General features: G+C 35.0%; 12 protein-coding genes. All 12 read right to left on the reverse strand.

Features of this window, described 5'->3' with window-relative positions; genetic code table 11:
* Position 1 precedes the first annotated feature (1 nt).
* Positions 2-1,420 carry a GspE/PulE family protein gene (locus tag J8281_RS11605; RefSeq protein WP_210197797.1) on the reverse strand — a complete coding sequence of 473 codons (1,419 nt, stop codon included), beginning with the start codon at positions 1,418-1,420 and terminating at the stop codon, positions 2-4.
* A 481-nt stretch (positions 1,421-1,901) separates the two neighbouring features.
* Positions 1,902-2,324, reverse strand: coding sequence for a type II secretion system protein (locus J8281_RS11610; RefSeq protein ID WP_210197798.1), 423 nt, complete (start codon positions 2,322-2,324; stop codon positions 1,902-1,904).
* Between the two features lie 9 nt (positions 2,325-2,333).
* Positions 2,334-3,467, reverse strand: coding sequence for a type II secretion system F family protein (locus J8281_RS11615; protein ID WP_210197799.1), 1,134 nt, complete (start codon positions 3,465-3,467; stop codon positions 2,334-2,336).
* Complete coding sequence (locus J8281_RS11620; protein WP_210197800.1) at positions 3,457-3,951, reverse strand: type II secretion system protein J; 495 nt, start codon at positions 3,949-3,951, stop codon at positions 3,457-3,459. Before J8281_RS11620 ends, J8281_RS11615 begins: the two co-directional genes overlap by 11 nt.
* Positions 3,938-4,279 carry a type II secretion system protein gene (locus J8281_RS11625; protein ID WP_210197801.1) on the reverse strand — a complete coding sequence of 114 codons (342 nt, stop codon included), beginning with the start codon at positions 4,277-4,279 and terminating at the stop codon, positions 3,938-3,940. Before J8281_RS11625 ends, J8281_RS11620 begins: the two co-directional genes overlap by 14 nt.
* Positions 4,257-5,477, reverse strand: a complete 1,221-nt coding sequence (locus tag J8281_RS11630) for a polymer-forming cytoskeletal protein (RefSeq protein WP_210197802.1) — start codon at positions 5,475-5,477, stop codon at positions 4,257-4,259. Before J8281_RS11630 ends, J8281_RS11625 begins: the two co-directional genes overlap by 23 nt.
* The gene (locus J8281_RS11635; RefSeq protein WP_210197803.1) at positions 5,474-6,307 is read right to left on the reverse strand and encodes a toxin-antitoxin system YwqK family antitoxin; all 834 of its coding nucleotides are present in this window, start codon (positions 6,305-6,307) and stop codon (positions 5,474-5,476) included. Before J8281_RS11635 ends, J8281_RS11630 begins: the two co-directional genes overlap by 4 nt.
* Positions 6,297-7,232 (reverse strand): hypothetical protein, encoded by a 936-nt coding sequence (locus tag J8281_RS11640; RefSeq protein WP_210197804.1) that lies wholly within the window; start codon positions 7,230-7,232, stop codon positions 6,297-6,299. Before J8281_RS11640 ends, J8281_RS11635 begins: the two co-directional genes overlap by 11 nt.
* An 892-nt stretch (positions 7,233-8,124) precedes the next feature.
* Positions 8,125-8,562: a hypothetical protein gene (locus J8281_RS11645; RefSeq protein WP_210197805.1), complete on the reverse strand. Its 438-nt coding sequence runs from the start codon at positions 8,560-8,562 to the stop codon at positions 8,125-8,127.
* Positions 8,563-8,565: 3 nt separating this feature from the next.
* The gene (locus J8281_RS11650; protein ID WP_210197806.1) at positions 8,566-19,440 is read right to left on the reverse strand and encodes an RHS repeat-associated core domain-containing protein; all 10,875 of its coding nucleotides are present in this window, start codon (positions 19,438-19,440) and stop codon (positions 8,566-8,568) included.
* A 26-nt stretch (positions 19,441-19,466) separates the two neighbouring features.
* Positions 19,467-19,868 (reverse strand): hypothetical protein, encoded by a 402-nt coding sequence (locus tag J8281_RS11655; protein ID WP_210197807.1) that lies wholly within the window; start codon positions 19,866-19,868, stop codon positions 19,467-19,469.
* Between the two features lie 17 nt (positions 19,869-19,885).
* A complete protein-coding gene (locus tag J8281_RS11660) occupies positions 19,886-24,964 on the reverse strand; it encodes a hypothetical protein (RefSeq protein ID WP_210197808.1) in 5,079 nt (1,692 codons plus the stop codon).
* Between the last annotated feature and the right edge of the window lie 19 nt (positions 24,965-24,983).

Genomic DNA, 24,983 nt, shown 5'->3' on the forward strand with positions numbered 1-24,983 from the left:
ATCAAGCATTTATAAGTAGCGAGTAAATTTCTTCTAGCGATGTTTCTCCATTTTCTAAAAGAGCGAATGCCTTATCTGCAAGACTCTCGTACTTATACTTTATATTTTGTTCTAAATTGTTACTCGTATTCTTAATTGCATCCATAACCTCATCTGTAACCGATACTATTTCATAAATGGCTGTTCGTCCTTTGTAACCAGTATAATAGCAACTTTCACATCCATTGGGTACGAAATGTGATTTCAATACTTTTGGAAGCTTATAGTTTCTGGGTAATTCTTTGGGATTAAAAGTTGTTTCTTTCTTACAATCAGCGCAAAGTTTTCTAACCAGTCGTTGTGCTACCGATAGATTTAAGGTCTCTGCGATATAAAAAGCAGGAACTCCCATATCTACTAAGCGTGAAATGGTTCCTAATGCTGAATTCGTATGTATAGTCGATAGTACCAAATGCCCGGTTAAAGAGGCTCTTATCGCCATTTTTGCAGTTTCGGCATCCCGTATTTCCCCGAGCATAATGATGTCTGGATCTTGTCGTAAAAAAGATCGTAAGGCCGAAGAAAAAGTGAGTCCGATATCCTCTTTAAGCTGTACCTGATTAATTCCTTTTAATGTATATTCGATGGGATCTTCAACGGTAACTATGTTTCTTTTAACATCGTTGAGAAGTTTTAAGGTAGCGTAGAGCGTAGTCGTCTTACCCGATCCGGTAGGTCCACTAATGAGAACAATCCCGTTGCTTTTCTTTACTGCTTCCAGATATATTTCTTTTTCATCTGCCTGTAGCCCCAAATCTTCTAATTTTATGTTTGAAGCATCTTTACCCAATAGACGCATCACCACTTTTTCACCATGTAATGTAGGAAGTATAGAAACCCGAATATCAAAATCTTTATAGTTTATTCTTCCATCCTGGGGTAATCGCTTTTCGGTAATATCCAGATTGGATTCAATTTTAATTTTATTGACAAGCTCTAGGTAGCTGTCTTTAGGAACTTTATATTTTTCAACCAAAACACCATCAATACGAAGTCTGGCTCTGGCCTCATCCTCATATACTTCAAAATGAATATCACTACTTCCTATCGATTTTGCCTCGAATATTAAATTATCTAAAAAGCTGTTTTCTACCGATGATAAACTCTTCGTATTTGTCGCTGGATTGTCTTGCTTTTTTCTGTAATAAATGAAAAGTGCTTTATTTAATCGCTCTGAAGCAATTTTATCAAACGCTACTGTTCTTCCTAAGTATAGTTCGAGTTCTTCTTTAATTTCAGAACTCATCTTTTGTTCATCTATGTACAGCTCTAATACATCATCAGAATCGTTTTTAGGAATGATACCATAGTGATGCGCCAAATCTGCATTGATAAGCTGCTGTAATTCTACAGAGATTTGTATGTTGGTGGTTGTGCTCAAATGATAAAATCGAAAAATATATTTGTTGGTAGAAAAAAATCAAATACGATCAGGGCCATTACATATAAAGAAAGATACCCCGCCAGCGGAATTGTTGTTTGTACATTTCTGGGTTGACATATGAGATGAATTAATAGTGAAAAGATCATTCCTGAAATAAAGAATAACATGAAATTCCTGAAGGAAAACATGGGAATTACGGCAATTAGAAAAATTAAATCTCCTATTCCTACATAATTTTTGAACGGATTTAGTATTTCTTTTCTCTTTATGGAGAAGTAACCCGCAATGACTAAAAAATTAATACTAATAAAGACTAAAGACTTGATCATTTCCTGAAAATTTAAGTTGCTCATATTAATATATGTGACAATCACAAGAACGACTATAGGCAATAGTACATGTATTTGCCTAAACTTCACATCTTGATACAACATCATCCCAAAAACAGGAAATAAAAGAAAAATCAAAAAATCTGGCATTAGTCCTTAATTGTTTCTTTTAATAATTTGTTATGATCTATTTCCCAGGTGTTGAAGCTACCATCTCCATCAAAATCTGATAAGGATACTGCCTTTGCTTTAAATGAATTCGTAGAAGCTTCTATAATTTCTACTTTATATACCGCCTGACCACCTTCGCTTATTGAAGCTGCAGGTTCGAATCCTAATTCTTCAAAATCTGTAGTATACTTCGAGTGCCTGTAGAAATAACTTTTTTGCAGTCCGTATAAATGATTTAACATGCTTTGAGCTTCTATGGCTTTTGCTTGTGAAACCACAGACGTTTGATTAGGTAAGACCAGCAGTATTAAAATACCGATGATACACAATACAATGACTAGCTCTGACATGGAATACGCCTTTACATACATTTTTTTACGGTTATATCTATTGTCTTTCATTTTCCTTTTTTAAGAAGGTTGAATAATTTTACTTAAATCAAACATTGGTGAATACATTGCAATCAAAACCGTTCCTACGACCAATCCAATGATTACTATAATTAACGGTTCCATAACCACCCCTATCATTTTGGTTTGATGTTGCACTTCATCATCATATTGCTTTGCTAATCTTTCAAACATTTCATCTAATTTATTAACCTGTTCTGCCACTCCAACCAATGAGATCAGTTTAAAATCATAAATAGAATGTTTTGCTAATGCCTTAGAAAAAAGTGTTCCTTTTGTAATTTCCTTTTTAATAACATTTAGACTCGTTTCCAAAGGATAAAACGATATCATGCGTTGCACTAAATCCAAGGAAGTCACCAAAGGTGTTTTTGCCGAAAGCAATAAACTAAGTGACTGACAAAAACGGGTGATGTATATTTTCTTTATTAATTTTCCGAAAAATGGTATTTTAACTACCAGTTGAGACATGATTCTTCTATAAAAAACCTGGTTTTTAAAGTAAAAGTGAAAACCGATCATAAAAAATACGATTCCCATAAACAGCAAACTGATCGTTGAAAAATGCTCTGATACGTAAATGATCTTTTTGGTTAAACCGGGCAACTCCTTTCCAAATTGTTTAAATACAGAAGCAAACATGGGTACGACATACTTCATCATAAAATACAGCACTCCAAAAGTTAATAAAAGAACAAAAAACGGATAGGTAAAAACAGATAATAGTTGCCGTCTCATTTTCACTTTTCTATCAAAATATTGATTGAGTTCTAAAAGTACTTCGTCTAGCTTTCTGGTTTCCTCTCCAATTTTTACACTAAAGTATTCATAGGGAGAAAACTTTTCAGAATCTCTTAACGCCTCGAATAACGCTTTTCCTTGCACCACTTCTTTTGTAATGGCAGCTATTAAGTTTTTATGCTTCTCTTTTTTTTGTTGATCTTTTAATATCTCTAGTGCTTTTCTAAAATCTACTCCAGAACTTAACAAAACAGACAGTTCTTTATAAAATTCCATTTTGTCTTTATCAGAAAAACGATTGCCCAGACTAATGTCTTTAGAAAAAAAGTTTTCACTTCTTTTGCTCGTCTTCGCTTCTTTACTCGCTTTATATGTCGATATATTAATACTCATCTAATAGATAATCATTCATTCGTTGAGCCAGAGAGATTTCTTTGGATTCAAAAATCTCAAAATCAGCACCTAAAAGCTTGGTTTTTAATCGCACTCGCGTACATTTTTCTTCTATCTTTTCTTCACTTTTAAAATTCACATCCATCACCTTTAAACGAAAAGTGTCTAAAGTCTCTTCTTTTCTTATAATTTCATCGTTTTTGAAAAAATAGTGTATTTCTTTATCGTGCATATCGAGCACTATATGCGCTTTATCGATAACTGATAATTTTTTACTTAGCTGGATATCCTTAGAAAACAGCCCCTCGAACTGGTGGTATATCATGAGTTCATCCTGTTGTCGCGAATAAGTTATTACCTGTCTTGATAAATTGTCATATATCACATACACCATAGTAATTACCAAAGAAGATATGGTAATACCAATGACTAGTTCTAGTATGGTAAAAGCCGATAGACGGGTATGTTTTTTATAAGCTAACAATATATGTATGTATTTCTTTTTTTGATTGCACGTTTATGGTAAACTCTATAGTATACCCACTATTTTTAATCAATTCTTCTACTTTTTTCTGTATTGAAAACGTTTCATAATCATAATTTTCGTCAACAAACGATTTTTCAGTTTTAGTCTCCAAAAGCAACTCTTTCACTTTTTGTCGCGCCTGGTAGTTTGCAATATTATGATCGGCATCAAGTACTCTTGCATAAATGATCAAGGCCATCGACAAACAAATAGCAATAATTGTCATCGCAATTACAGATTCTATTATAGAACCTGCTTTAACTCTATATTTGCTTGATGATGGCATAAGGCGTATTGTAATCGCTTTTGTTTTTAAATAACGGTATTCTCACAAATTCTTTTGGAAGATTTTGCCTATTTATAGCTCCATCCAAAATATAATTATCATATGCCGAAGCTTCGGTACGTAAATAGAAGCTACTCGCATAGACCGCTCCGGTAACCTTTCCTTTTAATTGTAATTTTCCACTGCAATAAATATCTCCTATTACTTCAGCATTTTCTTCTATGGTTATCATTTTATCGATACCGCGGTTATCATCGCTTAGCACTATGCCACCCAATACCTTACTTTGTTCGCCAATCCTTACTTTTCGTTCATCTACATTGCCTGTACTCATAAAGATTCCCGACGGATAACGCAGAAGTACTTTATCCTCTAAACCCACAACTTTTTGTGCCAACACCTGTACAGTACCCTTAAAACCCGATTCGAAAGCCACTTTAGGTGCTTTTATGATAATATCTTCTAATTCGTTATTCTTTTTTACATAAATTGAATCTTTTGACGTAATAATAATGTTTCCAGATAGTTTTTTACGTTCTAAAATGGTAGTGTCACTTATAACGACTACTGTTTTTTGAAAGAAATCATTATACATCAAAACGTCATCTTTTAGCTCTTGTAATTGAATGGTTTTAACTTCCTGATCATAACCAAAGTTCACATTATCAATTTTGGGTAAACTGGTTTTTGAAACCCTTTTTGATCCCACTAAGTATTTTGAATCCCTGTAAGCATTCGAACTAATATATCCTGCTTTTATTCCTGACTTTGGAAGATAAGCCGTACCTGTAATCTTTGCCTTACCTACCATAAATAATGGTTTTGAAGCATCTGATAAATACAAGGCCTGATTTTCTTCTTTGAGCCGCTGCCCAATAAGAACTGCTCGCTGTATGGTGTCTTTCTTAAAAATTGATGAAGTAAGCAGCACTTTATAAAAACCCCAGGGTTTTACTATCCCAGATGAAGAAATACCGTCTTCAAAAATATCTACGGTATGCTGTTTTTCTTCAATATCTTCTACCTTACTCAAAAAATATGCTTGAGCCGACGCATTGGTAGAGAAAACTTCAGTGTAGGTATCAAGCATAGTTGTGTATACTCTAGAATATCCACTCATTGCCAAAAGTGAATAACAGAATATCCCTACTACAATACAAATGAGTATTGCATATGCTATAGAACCTGCTTTAATCATGTATTTTCCTTTTGCTTTTTGGTAAATAGACGCTGAAAAAAATTCGGTTTTTTCTTATTATCTGTATTTTTTTGTTGACTATTCATCGTTTTTCCCTTTTTTGAATTGGAAGATTTCTTCTTTTTAGGATTAGGAGAAGAACCTTTATTACTGCCTTTACTTTTTTGTGAAACCGGATTATTATCCTTTTTAGAAAATAACTTTTTAAAGAAACTAGACGGTCGCTTTTCTACAATAGAATCTCTACCCTTTTTCTTAAAAATACTACCGAAAAAACCAGGACTGGTCGTATCCTTTGCCTTAACTACCACTACCTCTCCTTTTCGATATCGAATAGTGTCATTTATCTGTGGAAACACCCATTTTCCGGTACGCTTACCACGTGCATACTTACCGATAGCAAGTATATGACCGAGACTATCAAAAAAAATATTTCTACCAGATAATTGTCCGCTTTTATAATGAGATACGGTCGCAAGCTCACCATTTTTATACCATGTTTTCCAAGTGCCCACTTTTTTACCGGCATTGAAATTTCCTTTTTCAGCTAATGCATTAGTATAGAAGTGTTTGGTATATAAGCCGTCTAGCAACTCTCCGGCAAAATCTCCTTGAGATGAATGAACCTTTCTAGACTTATACCAATAGTATTTAATCTTTGAATTCGGTTTGGGTTTCTTATCGGTAATCTGAAATTTTTCTTTATACTCCTGGTCACTTACATTCTTTTTATTGAAAGGTTCGATGGCAGTTGTACACCCCGCTAAAACCATCAGCATTATCCCCAGATATCTTGACTTATGTATACATTTGAAATACTTACCCGCCATATCGATTATTGATTTTTTGTGCAAACTTGCTGGTTGTATATTTTAGATGCTTTGCTTTGATAATTTCATTGGCTGTATGATATGAGCCAAAGCTAACACCACCAAAACCAGTAATTGCCAGAATTGCACCGTCTTCTGCATTAACGACCACCCACATGTACAATTTATGCTGGTGGGACCATATAATTTTAACGTATGCTTTCTCTACCTCTCTATTTAAAATTGTTTGTTCATACACTTCAATATCAACTAATTCATACGAATGATCGTAGTATTTAGATATTTTACCGTAATCCTTTTCTTTAAAAAAGTGTTTAGGCAAGACCAGGGTTTTTGATGGTAGCGTTTCTATATTTCTATTAACGTTGAAATATTCTTTAGTTGGTTTTTCTTGGGCGGCAGCATCTAATAACCTTGAGAGTTGTTGATATAGAAAGAGGTAGTCTGTTTTACGTAAATTATCATTTGCAAAACCAATACTAGTTATAAATTCATAATCTCCGTCGATACGAGCATTGAGGTAGCAGCTATAATACCCAAAAGTAAATGCATTATATGATAATCTCCCTCCCATACCATCACCAAAAGGATGAATAGAACCATCGCTATTGATATGTCTATTTCGCGTTTCGTTGTACTCAAAATCATCCTGAAAAACATACGAATATCCATTTTTATGTTTTTCTGCAAGACTATCAATTTGTGATTGTGTAAGAAAAAGTAGATCGGTATGCTTCCAATGATCTCTAAATACAGCAATAATATCATCGTTTCTTCTAGACACGACCTCATTATCACCATCTAGCAATTGTACGACCAAGGTAGAGGCTAGCACATTTTTAGCTAAACTTGTTTTTGGATATGTATATTGTGCAAACGAATTTGCACATATCATTACTAATACAAGTAGGAATTTACACTTCATTAAGATATAGAGTTTATGTATTTGTATACTTACCTTCATACTATTCTTTCTAACATCCTTAACATAACTTTTAAACATTATCTTTTCGTATTCTTAAAGCGATGTTTTTATTAAAATTTGTTACTATTCACAGCATTGGTTTATACCTATTACTTTTTAGCGATTACGCTTTGACTGCGCTTAGCATGGGAATAGAATCACATCATCTTATTAGTGATTAACAAACTAATGGTTAAGGTTTATTTCACAAAAACTCATAGAATTTTCTAAAATTCTGAAGGCAAATATATTCTTTTTTATGTTGTTAAACTGTTAAGATTTAACTTTTTATTAAGAACACATTTGCTCGCAAACCATCGTTTTATACGATTTATAGTGCAAGAATACAAAACCCCAGTTTCAAAAAATGAAACTGGGGGTTTTCTTTTTATCTTATTCCTAATTTTTAACGTTTTTCGTATTGAAAGAATTAGTTAAAAGCTACTATAATTGTATTATCCTACTTAAAAATTCTTAATCATATAGCATATACATCTATATAATTAATAACTTCCTATTCTAAGGCAACCTAGAGAATTTAGGTGCCAGTATGAGAAGTCTTATGTTGTAAACTTATTTATCCAATCAACAGTAGCAAAACTTATAAAATGTAGAACTGATATATTATGGAATTTATACGTTCTATGTTTCTCAAAGAAATTACTTCTGGTCGTTTTTTCTTAATTATCCCAATAATAGGACTAAAAATAAGTTGTAAATCTATTTTATATTTAATGTAAAATATGTAAACTTTTTTTAGGACAAGACATAGTTTATTAGTAATGCTTTTAAGTTTAGAAAATCATATAATTATTTGAATTGTAAGCTACAAAAATTTGAGTTCTCTGATTTTTTAATCATCCCCGATTTTAAATAAGTTTTGGAAGTCCTTTTTTAAAAACTCAATTTTTGTATCTAACTTCTTCTTTGCAATTGTTTCAGCGAGTAAATCTAACTTTTGAAGAATAGAAAAAATTATGTAGTTATAACGATCAGACTCTGATTTACTAAAAAAATTTTCATTATTAATAATTATTGGTATCCCAATTGATTTCTCTCTTTTTCTATAGTTTTCAATATCATTTAAATTGTTTAATTCATAGGGTATAGGATTAACATAAAACTGAAACAAAATTCGTTTTATATCTTTTCCATAATCTTCATAATTCAATCTTTTCAAATTTTGGTCTAAACCTTCGTCTCCCCACAGATACTTCCGAAACGAATCCCCTTGTTCATCTTCCATGTTTAAAGAAACAAAACACCCTATTATATTACTTTCATCACTCATATCTTAATGCATATTTTTATTCCACGGACCTCTATCTATTGTATTTTGAAGAAATTCCCAATCATAGGCCTTTTTTCTATTAGGAAACAAAACCTTCTTCATGTATTTATCAGACATGAATGATTTTGTATATCTTGCTTCAGCTTTTGCTGCTGACGTAATTCCATTTTTTAAGAATGTACCATCATTCAAATATAATTTATATCCCCAAGTCGGCCTTTTACTTGCTAAAGAATTACCATGAACAACTTCTGTGCCCCTTAATAATCTTAATGCAGCCAACTCCGTAAATGCTGTTGTATACACACCAATATTTAAAGTATGTGATGACCATTGACGATCAACACTCGTTATTTCATAATCAAATACTGCGGTAGGTGAACCATTATCTGACCAACCTGTAATAAGATATGTATCAAAAGATACTTGATAACTTATTTGACCTTCATTTTTTATTAATCCCCATAAAGCGTCTGTAGCAACAGTAGTATCATAATAACCAGACATAACATGTCTTCTAAAATCGGTATTCCAATCTATCATGAAACCATAGTATCCGCCTGATGTAGAAGAAATATCAAATCCATTTCCAGTCATCTCATCCGCTCCTATTAAATAATGAGAAGATCCAGGATAATTATCACCGAATAAAAGAGCTACATAATTTCCTGCATTTGCTCCACTTGTCAATTTCCATGCTGATACGCTTGATCCATCGATATGACCTTTATATTCATTCGAAAAATCTACATGTTCTTTACCGAGGTCTGTAGCTGTTGCCTCATCGTTAGTCATATTCCACGTTTCATTAACGGGAGCTTTCTCAAGACCTTCCAGTTCAACATGATCTATAACATTATTTTCACTGAAAGCGTATGTAGAATTCCATGGATAATCGGCTGCCAACGGATCCACAGCAAAAAACCTCCCCAATCTAGGATCGTGCATTCTGTATTTATAGTTTACAGAATTCCCCTCGCCTTTCAATTCATCATCGCTTTCTTGTCCCTGGAAACCATACCTATACGACTTACTATCCTTATGCCTTCCGGGCTGCAACATTCCAAAAGCGTAATAATTATTATAGCTTTCAACTTTAGCTGTAAGATCACCTGTTGCAGGATCCAAATTTTTACGATCATTTACAACTACTCTTACATTGCCCAAGTGATCTTTAATCTCGTAGTATTTATTACCCAAATCGCGATAGACTAAACCATCAGTGGCATCACCTTGATCAGTCAAAATAGTATATGCCTGATAAGGCTGATATCCTGTAGCACCATTACTTGTGACTGGTAGATTGTTTAGTGCTGTACTGGTTTGCGTATCCAAATTCCATTCTTGACCACTGTCGGTTCCAGTAGCAAACTGATACAGCTTATCGTCTTTATTGATACGTAAATCTCCTAACGTATTTGCAACCACCTGATTGTCTGAGGCTCGTTTTACTACCTGTGTATCAGAATTAGTAGTTACATCCTGAGTATACTGGGTATAATAGATATCATCTCCCGTGTTTATCAAAGAACCTTTACCAATGTTACCGTTGGTTACTACAATAGTTGCTACACTTTCTGCAATGGGCAGTTTGGTTTCTGTATCCAGTTGCCAGGTACGTATTTCAGCATCGGTAGCAGCCGTCCATTGTGATGGTAGCGACGTATTGTGATACAAACTAATCGCACTACCATCGGTAGCAATTTGGATTTCACCATTACCTTCGGTATCAAAACTGTCAAAGTATTCTGGTAATAACGTACCGTCGAATGTTGTTTGACCAAATCGATTAATGGTAAATCGAACTAAATTGGTACCCGGGGGCGATGTTATAGTACCATTTTCATCAACCGTACCTTCGGTATGCATGGTCGTATAAAGATACGAAGTTTTATTTTGCCTATCTTGAATTACAGCCATGTGACGCCCATAATTACTATACGCAAACTCCTGATGATTATAGTTGTCTATATAGGCGTACCCTCGTTCTGCATAAATGGTGGTGCAGTGCATGCCAGAATCTATATCTCTGTAGAACAATAAATATTGTCCTGCATACGAAGGATGCTTTAGTACGATTGCCTTCGCTTTTGGATCAAGAGGAGCTCTAGAATCGTCATTCAAACTTTCTAGTCCCTCTATAAGGTTACCTTCTTTGTTGTAGATTAACACTACAGGTCTATTAGGACTTTCACTAAAATACGTATTTGCTACTACTCCGTACAATAACATTTCACCTTGATCATCCTCTATCGTGAAAATATTATTATCGGTTTCTACCGGTAATAAAGCCTCATTATCTGGTTGTAACGCTTCGTATTGTAATGCATTAAAAGCTCTATCTGCCTTCGCATTAGCCATTTTTGTTCCAGTAATCTGTAGTATATCGCCATTGGCATCTGTAAGCTCTTGAGTATCATTTTGCACCAAGAATATAGTATTTGATGCATTGGTGATGTTGCTCATAAAACGTACAGCGATTTCCTGATAATCTGCTGGTGTATTGAAACCATAAATACGTGTGTATATCAATTCTTCAAATACATCTTGACCTACGCGATCACTACCGTATATAGGACGCTCAGAGATGCTAAAGTTTGCTGTATATGAATTATCATCGGGATCATCAGGATTTACTTTTACATCTTCCCGCTTGTAAATCCCCATCACGTTACCCGATGCATCACAAGTGTAGTACGTAGTTTCTACAGCAGCCGGATTATGAATGTATGGCCCTTCTCCTGCTTCATTATATGGCAAACGATTTACTTGCTTCATAGCACGCATACCCATACCATCGTAGGTAAAAGACATGTGTACTTTTTGGGTATCCGGATTTCCTGTATGATCAGGAATAATCTCTGATACTTTACCAGCGGTCGTCCAGACATAAGTTAATCCCTCACTATTGTCACGAATGAGTTGTCCGGTTTCATCATATTCGTAGTTTCCTAAATTTTGGTCAGGCAAATCATTAATTTCTGCACTAATTTGTCCGACAGCATCATCAACATGTGTCAAACGATTCGATAAATTAGGATTTTCCAAATCGTAATGATAGGTAAGGTCATCCATCAACTGACCATCATCTTTATGGCGTTGTAATCTTTGTAAGTTACCGTTTCTATCGTATAGATAAGATGTTTTGAACGCATTTGAAGCTCCGCCAATAGCACCATATGTTTGATTGGTATCGCTATACAACTGAGACGTTGCTTCTTTGATTCGATTCAACTGATCATAGCGATATGCATTACCTACGAGATAACTAGCTCTGTTTTTTTCTTTAGCTTCTTCAGCTATCTGAGAAGTCCAGGTGCTAATATTACCATTATATAAATTCTGTTGCACTCCATTTACGGCATGTTCTAAATTAAATGGGTTTGCTGCGGTTAACCCCGAATTTAACACTCCATCTCGAGTAAAATCTCCCTGATAATATCCTAATGCCATACCAAATTCATCTTTGGCGTGTTTAGAAGCATCATCACCACGTGTATTATTCCCGTCTGGATTATATGCATTTTGAGCTAGATCGGGGGTATTGATTCCCTTTAACCATCCATGAATGGTATACGTAAAATCTAATCCTTGCACTTTATCTTCCCCAAGCTCTGTTCTGGCTAATGGGCCATGCAAGTAGTAATCGTAACGAGCATCTTCATCCCAAATGTACCCGTCTTTTGATGTTTTTACGGAAACAATCCTATTGTCTTCGTCATAGGTGTATTTATGTCGATATTCGTCTACTCTTCCTTTGTTGAAGTGTACCTCGTTTACATTACCCGAAACAAGATCATACGTGTACGCCACTGTGGTTCTTCCAATACCTGGAAGCTCTTGTACGCACCATTCTACATTACCATGTGGATCATAACTATAATACGTCTTGGTAACTTTTTCGTTTTTATCTTTATTATTGATAAAACTTACATTATTTCTTAAGAATCTTTGCGGTTGATCTTGATAGGTAATGTCTTCAATTCGATCATTATAGGTCGTTTGTATATACTCTATTTTATCATCTACCGGAAGCGCTATCGCAATTTGTGGATCTGCCTGATTATTAACCAAGAAGTCATCTGGAAATACTTTTCCGCTTAGTAAAGCCTCTCCTCCTTCACGTACTCGACCAAGTTCATCATAAACTACGTAGGAAAATACGCCTTCTCGCGCCTGACGCTCGTTTTGCGAGTACCATAATTGTCCTATATCATTATATACAAACTGAGAAGTCCCTCCGTCTGGTGTATTTTGACTTGATAATTGAGCAATACTGTTATAGTCGTAACCCGTAACATAAGTGTGCGCCGTAGAAACACGCTCGTCTACAGTACGAACTCCTTCTGGTGGTACGGTTCTAACCAGGTTTCCGGCTCTATCGTAATAGTATAATGTAAAATGGTATACATCGCTAGTTCCCTGCTCATAATCTAATACCACTTCATCATCTAATCCTTCGACATCATTTAGAGCTGTCTCTGCATTTGCCGCCAATTGATCCTTGGCATCGTTTACACATCTTTCTACTTCTTCAGAAATAGCCTCTCGAATATTTGATCCATTGATATTATTATCTCTTCTAGGTGGAGTTGGAGATTTACGTTCAGTCTCTTCTTTAGATTTCCAACGTAAACAAATATTATAATTTCGTGCAACGGGAGGCTGTGTTATTGCAGTGACTTCGGTGGCTACAGAACAACCATTGGCATCGGTTAATACTACTTTATAATTTCCCGGTGTTATACCAGGATACGTAGAAGTTCCTGGAGAGGATATGGTTTCTTCATAGACTAATTCTTCAACTTGCTCGATCACTGTATTACCATCCTCGATAGTGATTTCTCTTTCAGTTACTTCATACCAGGAGAACGTCAATGGAAATACTCCAGAATTGTATGGATCTGCGGTACCCTCTGAAGTTTCAGATCCTGCTACTGCATCACAACTGGTTTGAATATCCTCTAGAGTTAACGGTTGTAATTGTTCTGGATCTTCTAAGGTTACGATAATAGGATCAACAGGTCCGCAACCTGTTTCATCGATAACAACAAGCCTGTAAACCCCCGCAGGCAGTCCTTCTGCTTTATATCCTCGAGAGACGATTTGATTGGTTGCTACATCTGTCCATTCATAGGATATTTCTCCGTAATTACCGTAAACTACAGCCTCTGCCTCGCCAGTAGCTTCGCCATAACATTTGGGATCAACACTTATAGCATCTACAGAAAATGGAGATTGTGTTTTTATATTGAAAAAAGTTTCATTCTCACATACTTCTAATGGTTGTGCATATCCGGTTATCGTATTTGGTTGTAGAACAATTTTAAATTCACCTGGACCAACATCTTGTAATGTAAAGGGACCATCAACAACATTATCGAATATTTGTGGCTCTGCAATAAAATCTCCAGACCCTGAAACTTCTCCAAATAAAATGGTATAATTGGGGATTAGATAATCGGTACAATCGTTTATATTATTTCCTATACGGAAATCTACATCTGTTTTCTGGTTTTCAAAACATATGGTTAGGTTAGGATTACCATCTGGTAAAATAAATGCATTTACACTTAGTGGTTGTGGTTGAAATCCGCTTGAAAAAACACATCCATTTACTGCTGTAAGTTCAATTAGATAGTTGTTGTAAGCTAAAACATCGTTAAGTATAAATGTTTGTGTATCTCCAAATACTCCGTTAAACGTTATGATATCTCCGTTAGTTCCAGATGAAGCATTGTAAACTCTTCCTGTATAATTAGTCCCGGTGATATTTGAATGAAAATCTAATGTGTTAAATGACAGCTCTACATCGCCTCCCTCTACCCCACAGTTTAATCGCGAAACGCATACACCATAAATTCTATTACCACTTACGATAGGTACATTGATATTCTGTTCGAATTCACATCCATACTGATCTTTTAACGTAATACCAAAATTACCTTCTGGCAGATTGTTAATGGTTAATTGTTCTCCACTAGCTAATTGTTGACCAATAGTAACAACTGCAGGATTTGTTGAGCCTACAATTTCAAAAGGTGCCTGCTCGAGATATCCTGTACCCGATTCGCCGGTTATGGTTATCGTTGCAGTTCCGTCAGCTTGATCAGCACAACTCACTCCTTCTACCAATTGTAAATTGAGATTTGCGCCCGGGTATATTTCTACATTATAACTTGCTGAAGCACTACAACTTGGATCCGGATTAACTGTAGATTGCAATGTAACTTGTAAATTAGTAGAATTGAGAGGTCTAAATGTAAATTGATTACCATTAGATGCTATGGGTTGTACATTCCAGCTATAGGTATATGCCCCCCCTATAGTACCATCATTAAAGACAACTTCGACAACTACATTTTCACCTTCGCACGCAGGTAGACTGCTCAAAGGATTTATGGATATCCCCGGAAATGGTGTGCTCAATACCTCAATAGTATCACTCCCAGTAGTTACCTCAAGATCACAAACTTGATTATCTGTAATACACGTAGCTTGACCATTTTGTATAGTCTCTGCTTCATATATCAAATTTGTAAGAGATAAATTATTAAGTCGTGAGTTAAGTTTAAATACCTGACTTCTTGTGGTATTTAAATCCGCTAAATCCCAAATCACTTTACCATCGACGGTACTGGTGGGTGTTGGATACCCATTAGGAACATTCGCAAACGAAACTCCTGTTGGCAATGTTATTACTAATTGTTGCTGCGCAATTGTATTCGCACTAGTATTATCAATAGTTACCGTTATTTCATTAAGATCGTTACATACTAAAAAGTTATTTGCCGTAATATCAACATCTAAACCTGGTAATGTTAACCCATTAAGGGGGATGAGTCTATCAAATTTTAGACTAACATTCTCTGAGCAGTTTGTTGTTCCTTTAAGGAAAAATTGTATAGGCTTTCCTGGATTATAGTTGCAATCAGAGTTAAAATTAACTCTAAATGTAATTTCATTTTTACCGGGTAACCGAATTCCAGGAATTGTACTTTCATCTGCGTTAGCCAGGTCACCCGAAGCCACTAACAAAGAAGTTACTAAATCTGACGCATTAATGATTAAATCTTCTGAAGCCGTAACATTTTGTTGAATAAAAGACGAAGGAACAGTAGCAGACGCTCCATTAAACGTATATGTAATACTATTGGTGCTTGAAGCAAAAACTCCTTCTGGAAGGTCAATAGTTACATTTGTATCATATACATTCGCAAACTTAGAGCTCACCACTTTTATATCATAAGCTATATCTTCACATAGATCAACATTATCTCCTGCTCGATCTACCTCCCAGTCTAGATCTCCTGTTTTGTATCGTAAAGTGATAACATCTTCTTCTACTCTAAATTGGCACTGTAAAATCCCTGGATCTAGTATCGAATTAACGCTTGTCAAATCGATATTTCCTTCTGAAAAAGGATAAACATCACAAGCCCAACCAGAAAACATATTTATATCTTGTTCTACATCATTCTCGCACACTCTATATTCTGCTATTGGATAAACTGTTGTACAGACATTTTTGTTTATTCTGCCACTTACCCTAACCATCATATTTTGAGGAAGTCCTGATCTAGGATTTACAGGACCATAAAATACAATGTTATCTCCAGTGATAGGATTTCCGTTTTGATCATTTGCCCCAACCAAAATTGTGCTGTTGTCACCTGGTTTGAGCTCAAAAGCCATCCATGCGTTTCGAATTACATTGTTTGAACTGGAAGTAGTCGAAACGTTACAAAATTGTACTGGCCAATCAGTTACACGTTCAAAACCTTCTTGTACCTGATTTGGCACTGTATTAAAACGAGGAAGGTTATAATTATTATAAACTCGCCTATTAGGATTTTCATTCGGTGAATCGAAAAAATTAATAACCGTCTCTGGATCTTCGATTATATCCCTATAAGACATATTACTAATTATTTCTTTACTTCCTTCCCATATATCATCTTCGCAAATAGGTTCTACTGTACTGTATATGCGAAACCATCTAGAAGACCTGTCTGCACTGGGAGCAGGCATTGAAGGTTTTAGGAGATTCACTTTATTTACCACAACTTGTTCATCCATGGAAAACCTTGAAGGAAATAATTCATAAAAACTAGAATAACTGAAAGATGATGATGTTTCTGGTTTTAATTGATATCCTTCTGGCAATACAAATCCAATTTCTTCGAATGTTGTTATGGGTCTATACTCATTAGGAAAATCATCATTCCCAGTCGCAGAATATACTAATACATTGGCCAATTCGATTTTACCAAAGCATTCTAAGAAAACGGCACCTTTTACATCTTGAGTAAATTGTGGTATGTATAAATCAAATCTAGTCGCCTTCGAAATTCCACAACCTGCTGATCCATCTGTTTTTTTTCCAGCAAAAAATGCTTTAAGAGATGATAATTCATGAACACCTCTAGTTAATGGAATTTCTGATTTTTTTGCAAATTGCATCTGCAAATTATTAACTTCTAATCTTATATTGGTTCCAGATACAGACCCTATAGGTACAGTATATCTATATTTTATGATATTCGTTTCTGGATCAATACTAATTTGAGGAACAGTGAGAGGGTAGCTATTCTCTCCTACTGTCAAAATCCCATTATCACTATGTATCAATAAGCTTTCATTAGTACCCGTAGGAAGTTCAAAAGAAAATTCAAAAGAAATCTCATTATATATTTCGTCTGTATCTGTGTTAAGCTCTCCTAATGATTTTACCAAAACTTTATCTATTGGATATGCAGCATCTAACTCTATATCAGGAGTATTTGCTGTAACCACAGGTTGAGTTAACAACTCACCTTCTGAAAAAATAACAGAACTTCTTGAATGCGAATAACCAAAAGTATTTCTTGTTAAGTCAAACTCAGTTGTTGTAAAATCACAGCCCCCACCTGGTCCAGAGTCACAACTAAAATAGTTTGTTATTATCGAAGAATTGGTTTCTGCTATTTTTATTAGCTCAAGACTATTATAGTCATTACATACATCTATATAATGTTTCCATTGTATATCGCTATCGTTTGATGCTGCTGTGTTAAGACACTCAACAGTTACAGCCACCTCATAACGCCCACGACTTCCTCCATCTCTTACTTCATATTCGTTGGATCCAATCTCTGTCCATGAAACATCTCTAGAACCTGTTACCGAGCCATCAAAATCAACATCAAGCCAAGTCACAGAGGTTATACTATACGCCTCCGGAAGTTTAAATCTAGAAAGAAAGTTCTGAGTAATAGTTATAGCTCCACTATTATTTGGATTTTGTCGATTCAATTGATGTTGTGTAAACAACAAATAATTCATAAAGACATTGAATTTTAAAATTTCTGAATCTCCTGTATTTAAATTTGCAGGAAGTTCATCAAATGGAGCATATCTTTCTCTTGAATCTAAACCTAATCCAGCATTAGCAGCTGCTACAACGTTTCCAGAGCAACTGTTGGAATACGATTTTAAAGATATTCTTAACATATCCACTATGAAAAGATCATCAAAGTATACTGGATCCCAGGCTATGCTCATATCAACATCAATTTCAAAGGTTGCTCCCACAGGAAGATCATCATAAACTCCGTCTTTATCAACATCCTCAAGACCAATACCTGTACCATCTGGATCTGTACTAAAGATACCATTTGGATTATCCGAGAAATTGAAATTTTCGTTGTCTTGTAACAAAAGTTCTCTACCTCCTATGTATAATTTATTTACTCCCGACACTCTAAAAATCCGAGAAAGATTGTCTATAAATAAGTCGTAAGCCACATCTGCTGAAGGAATTGAAGAACCTGTACCAGAATTAGTATACTTCAATTTGAATTTGATAGGATCGCCGCATAAATTTCCTGGTTGTATAACTTCATAACTTGTAAATATGCCGAACTTAGGAGCACCTTCTATAAAACTCAAATAATTTACAGAAGTCGCATCTTTATCATCGATAGCTTCACAGAAAATAGGAGTACTATCTACTGTATTCGTACCACAACCATATACTGCAGTATAATTGGTAGCCAATGACGCGTAACAATCTCCGGCACCCAAGGATACTTCATCAACTAACGTAAATTTTTCATTTTGTTCAAATAAGGCATTACCGTTACCAATTACTGAAAAATCCGTAATTACATATTCAAGACGTTTAAGCCCAATAAATGGCTCAGGTGAATTTTCTGCTGGTCCAACAGGCGTTAAAATTTGACCTGTTGATAATCGTAATTCATTAAAATCAATTTTGTCATCATAGTCAACAAATATTCTAAATTGATCGATTTGACCCAGCCCACTGTTACTCACTTCGATCTCCCTATTAAAAATTGATCCATCAGCATCTTTTTCTAATATACCAACTTGGATATTAACATCCTGATCCTTAACCTTGACGAAAAGCTCTGGAAAATTAACATTATAAGATTCTGAAGACCCAGATAAAGTAGGCTGTGCTACTCCGTCTACATGATATGCAACAGTATTGTCATTTATAACCGTAAACGTAGCATTTGTATCAACAGCAGCATCGAATTCTGTAAGTAATGTACAATCACCTTTGGCTGTATAGGTAAACGTACGCACTTCATTATTAGGAATATCAGGAATAGAAAAACGAATCTGTCCTGGGGTATTCTCATTAGTATATTGTGAATTTACAAGTGTAATTCCGTCTGGCAGAGTTGAATTATAAACGATGTCAGACAATATACCGCTACTGGTATTTGTAATTTTAATAGTAAAAGTAACGGCATCACTGCAAACAACCAAAGCCTGATCTGTAGAAGTTTCAATTACTAAATCATCATTTGATTGTGCATGGCTTATTATAGTAAATAGCAAAAGAAGTGCAATATATATATTTTTCATTTTGATAGTATTCAGATTGTTGGTTATCAAATTTGTTTGCGATTCTTGGCAATTATATTGAAGTTTTTGTCTAAAACTTTCACTTCTAAGGATTTAGACTTCGGCTTAGCTTTAACACTCCTCACTTGAGTCTCAATTCTTATATCATCTAAAAAAACTTCTTTTTCAGATCCGTTAAATGAGAAATAATAGTTACCATCTAATTTTTTGTTTAAAATCGCTTCTTGATTAAACACCAAATGATTTTCTTCATAAAAGTCGAATTGAATAAATTGAACAGCTTCACTATTGATTCTTAAAGCAATTTTAAAGGAATCTTCGATTTGATCGTATACTTCGAATTCTAGTACATCTTCGTTTTGCGCATTGACGTTAGCAATAAACATTCCAATAACCAAAGTAATTATATATGTGATTTTGTTTTTCATGACTTACTATCTATGTATTAGTTATTAGGATTTATTGATACATTGATACCTGTTTTGGGAGATGCTACACCCTCGGTATTAGGATCATTAGGATCAAACGGTGCTCGAGTTGGATTAATATATTGATCTCTTTCTACAAACGTATCTCCGGGACCATCTGGGTTATCTCTACTAACATAATCAGCTTGATCTGTACAAATTTCGAAGGACTGTTGTACCCAAACATTCGCAGTTTCGTCTAATATATATACAGGTTCAATAGGTAGGTTATTACTAGTATATGTCAGGTTCGGATTGTAATTACCATTGGCATCACATTTACTTGGTAAATCCAGCTCAACTTTCCATTCGGTTGCTTGTTTATGCCTTGTAGATTGGGCATACGTCAAAGATTGTCTTATATCCCAAATGGAAATAAATTCATAATTCGCTGTATTGTAGTAATACTTCTTTAATCCTTGAGACCCTGGAAGATCAACAATAATTGGATCTTCGTTAGTCTGCGTTGTTGACTGAGTTAATGGATCAAAATATACTAGCTTTTGATCCTGACGATTAGAAAAACCATCAACGATAGGTCCTGAAACCCCATGATCTACAGACGTGACATTAATAGTATATGCGCTTGTAGAAGTTGGATCAGACCGATCTACTCTGGTAGGAGCTCCCAAGATTCGACAACTCTGATCGATACAGGCATAAGTGTCTATCCAACACTGATTTTTACATTGCGCGACAATTTCATCAACTAATGTATCAATATCCTCTTCTGGAACTACATTATCATTTGGATCAATTTTACAATCACCAATTACATAACAACGATCTTCAAAGAGCTGAATAAGGGTATCCTTAAACTCTTTTCTTCTTTGATCACAATTCGTATCACAGTCTTCAAATAATTCTCTAGCTTCGTTTTCTACAATGCTCACACCATCGCCTGGAGCTTCACCAAGCAAATTTTTAAAGTGTGTTACTGGTGTTAACCCTGATAAACTCGTTTCAATATAACCATTCGCTGAGTCGTATTCAGTAAAAAGGTTAACAGATAAGTATTCTAATCCGGTAAGGGCCCCCGACTCGATTGAAGTATCTCGAAACTGTAATACCATCGTATCTGTTTCAGGATCTTTATCGTAATCGGGATTATGCACGTAACTTGTTGCTTCGTAATAATTTTCGCAGTTTATAGGTATTTGCTTCGCTACCTCGGTCTCTCGATATCCTTTAAGCATATCATGAAATGTAAAACGTTGATCACAACTCCAATCATCTTTTGTTTCTGGACATTGAATGTATCCTACATCGCAAAAATTACACGGAATTGGGTTTCCTTGGGCATCCTGGCAGCAGGCGAATTCTTCCTCCGTAATTTCTCCAGTATCTGAATCAACAACTATATTAATACAAATATTAGGATCCCGGTAGCAGGTTTCTGCTTCAAGAATTGGGAACAACCCTTCTTGGTATTCATAATACTTAAATGCATATACTGGATCTTTAATAAAAGGAAACAATTTGTGTAGTATTCCTATATTTTGATCATCTGCTTGTTCGATTGAAGCTGCGGTTTCTCCATCATTTTCAGGTCTTAATGTAAACAGGCTCCAATCAGTTCCCAATCTATTGACATCATAAGCCGTGTATTCTTGATCATTTTTAGAATTCACTCTACGATCAAAATCACTTTGAAAATCTGGAAAGTTGGCTTCTCTCACCTCTCCAAGAGTTTCGTTAGGTATATCAATAATATCTGCAAATGCATACCCTGTGCAATTAAGGAATTGAGTAGCAAGACTTTTTTGATCGATTGCCTCTTCTGTAGCAGTACCACCATTACCACTTACTCGCATTCTTCTCATTTTTCTAATGACCTTTTTTGCTCTCCAACGTAATAACCATCCTATATTATCTTTAAGATGTTTTTTACTATTCCCTCCACGGGTATCATAATTCTCAGCGACAGTGTCATCTGCATTTTCATTCAATTCATATTGTTCTACACATAATTGATTTACCAGTTCGATTACCAAGGGTTCCCAGCAATCGGCTAGTTCTTGCATCGCATATTGTGCTCCCGGAATTTTTTCTGGAACCTTTCCAAAATCACATGTGGCATAGTTACCATTTACTGGATTATCTGGAGGAGTTCCAAAAGAATTACGTTCACAATCTTTATTACCGTAGTTGTCGGTTGCCATATGGTATACCATTTGATTAAATAATCCCGGTCTGTGCCAACCTCTAAGCTTTCCGTAAATTTCTTGTGCAGCTTCTTCTCTTGAATACCCAGGGTTTTGAGTACTTTTGCACTCGTATAGCATAGATATGGCGTAACCTTCAAAATCTAAGGGATAAGCATTTGGATTAATCAATTGTGTTGAACCATCTGCAAGCTCTTCATAATCGAAATTCTTATCTACATCTAGTAAATAATTAGGGTTAGGGTTAATCCAATTATTATCATTAGGTGTTGTTAATGGAGTGCCACCGCCTGCATAATATGAAGTAGACTCATCTACCTGTTTTTGGTACTCTGGATTTTCTTTAAAAAGTATGACCGCTTCTGGAGTAGGTGACCTAAAGGGAGGTGTAAAAGTTACTGGCACTTCGAATTCGCAACACGGTGTATTAAATTTAACTCGTACAGGTACTTTATTACCTAAACTGGTAGTTTCTGCATAATTAATAGGAGATAGAGTACCGGCTTCATCAACATAATAGACCGTAATTATATACTGATCTTCTCTACCAATGTAATAATCAAGGAATTCATCATCGGCTTCAGGATCATTTGGATCTTTTGCAATAAACTTTGTTGTTTCTTGAGAACAGTCTACACAGTTAAAACTAATAATAGATTCTCTAATACCTTCAGGACTTACAGAAATATTAGATGCCAATTGCCTATTATATACTAACTGTCCGAAATGAAAAATATCATGATACAAAAAGTCCATTTCCTCTTTGCAATCTACTCTGGATGAAAAGTCTAATATCCAATTAAAAAATGGCTCAATCAATCTTTTCATCGCATCACCAGCATCGACAATCCTTAATTTTACATCATCACTAGGGAGCAAAGTTTTTTGTACATAGTAAGTACCTGTATCGAGCGTAACTGTTCCAAAATCTTTAGTAACATTATCAATACTATCATCAGTAGTATCTGCAAGTACACTTAAAGTAGGTTGTTCAAACGTGTGAATTACTGCCCCTGTATTTACATCAAAAATTTCTATTTTTAGACTATAGTCTATGTCTACATCAAAATTATGACATAGACCCTCTAATTTTTTTCGGGCTATTGTATAGCTAATATTGATATCCGTTCCATCTTCTAAAATAGTAATACGCTTTGCTGCCATAAAACCATCAGAGGTTTTGATATTATTGGTAATTCTATCTTTAATACCGTTGATTATGTTGTTCGGATCTGATCCCTTTACACTATCTAATACATCATCGTCTTCGCTAAAGGTCAAGCCTGTAGCTATAGTGTTTCCTTCTTTGGTTATAAATGAAACAGATTTTGTATTATTTGGATCGATTGTAATGATTTTGGCTACATCTTGATGATTAGGAGCTTCATCTCCAAACAGTTTTACAAGTTCATCCTCGGTTGGAGTCGAATATAGTGTTCTTGTTGTTCTTCCTGACCCGTTGCCCTGATCCCCGATCATATGCGTTTTACCAACTCCAGATTGTTCTACCACTCTATCGGTTCCGTCATTACTGAATATTGTTCTTGTAAAAGGATAGCCTTCAGCATCCGGAATTCTCTTATCAATATTAACACTACTGTAATACGTAAAGGCTCCAGTGGCATCGATTACTTTTGGGTTTTTATAATTACCACTGCGATCAAAATCCTCTGCCTTGTACAATCGCCCTTCATTAGTAACAAATTCCTCCTTATAATTATTTAATTTTTCTCCGTTTATTGGAATTGGTAACGTACTTAAAGTTGGTCTTCCTGAATAATCTAAAATGGTTTGTGTAATTACTTTATAATCTTTTGACGGTAAATAACGCTGTGTTTGTTTTACTTGATTTAGAGAAGTTGCATAGGTAATCTGTTCGCTAATTTTATTATTTTCTGTAAAAACTCGGCTAAATTGATAGTTTTTCTGATCATCCCAATCGGTAAAGAAAAAAACTTGAGTCGAATTTGTATCAGGTGTAAAAGTACAGGAGTTACATTGCGTGTAATCCAAAGCATTCCAACTTCCCCAGTTCTTACTATTTCCAATTCCGTTTTTATATAAAGTACCTATAGGCCTTACCCGCCAGGCATAGTAGCCCTGACCTTCTGCCATAGTAAGATCTATAGATGTAGTTGAGCTATCGATATGAAGAGACAAAGCTTTCTCCCAGTCTATAGCAGTAGTTATTATCTGTTGGTTATTTGAAGTTGATGGATCTGTATTATATAATCTGATGATCTGAAACTCATATCCCGGAGCATCGCAACTGTCGTCCCAACTAAAAATATAAGATTTTGAATTAGTAATGGGTGTTGCAGATAGATTTGTTACTACATTTGAGCTTACGTCAATGCCATAAGCCACTTCGTAATTTAACGTTACATTTAATGCTGTAGATGCATCAAAAGTTACAGATGTATTACTAATATTTCGTAGGGTTGCCTCGACAGTATTTATTCGATATCCCAGGTATGATAAACCACTTGCATTATTATCATTATCGATATACTGACTAAGATCAAGAAAAACAACACTTTCTGGTTTATTATTGTTCAATGCTACTGTAAAAGATATTTCGGGATCAAAACGAGAAGAATTCGTATCTAATTTAATATCTAGATCCATGGTAATTTCGAATGGGACACCAAAATTATCATATCCCAATTCATAGTTTTCACCCATATCAATTTTAACCCATACTTTACCCGAATTAACGTTAAAGTCAGAACATGGTGTAATGAAATTTAAAGTACCTGTCGAAGATTCTCCTGACGCCGGAATACTTATCATAGTATTGTCGAGATATATCCCTTTATCCTGAGCAAATAAGCTACTTAGGGTTAGGCAAAAAAGAAAGATGATTTTTGTAAGTGACCAATTGATTTTCATCAGTGATTTTATTTTAAAG

The organism is Aquimarina sp. U1-2, from assembly GCF_017897595.1.
Taxonomy (GTDB): domain Bacteria; phylum Bacteroidota; class Bacteroidia; order Flavobacteriales; family Flavobacteriaceae; genus Aquimarina.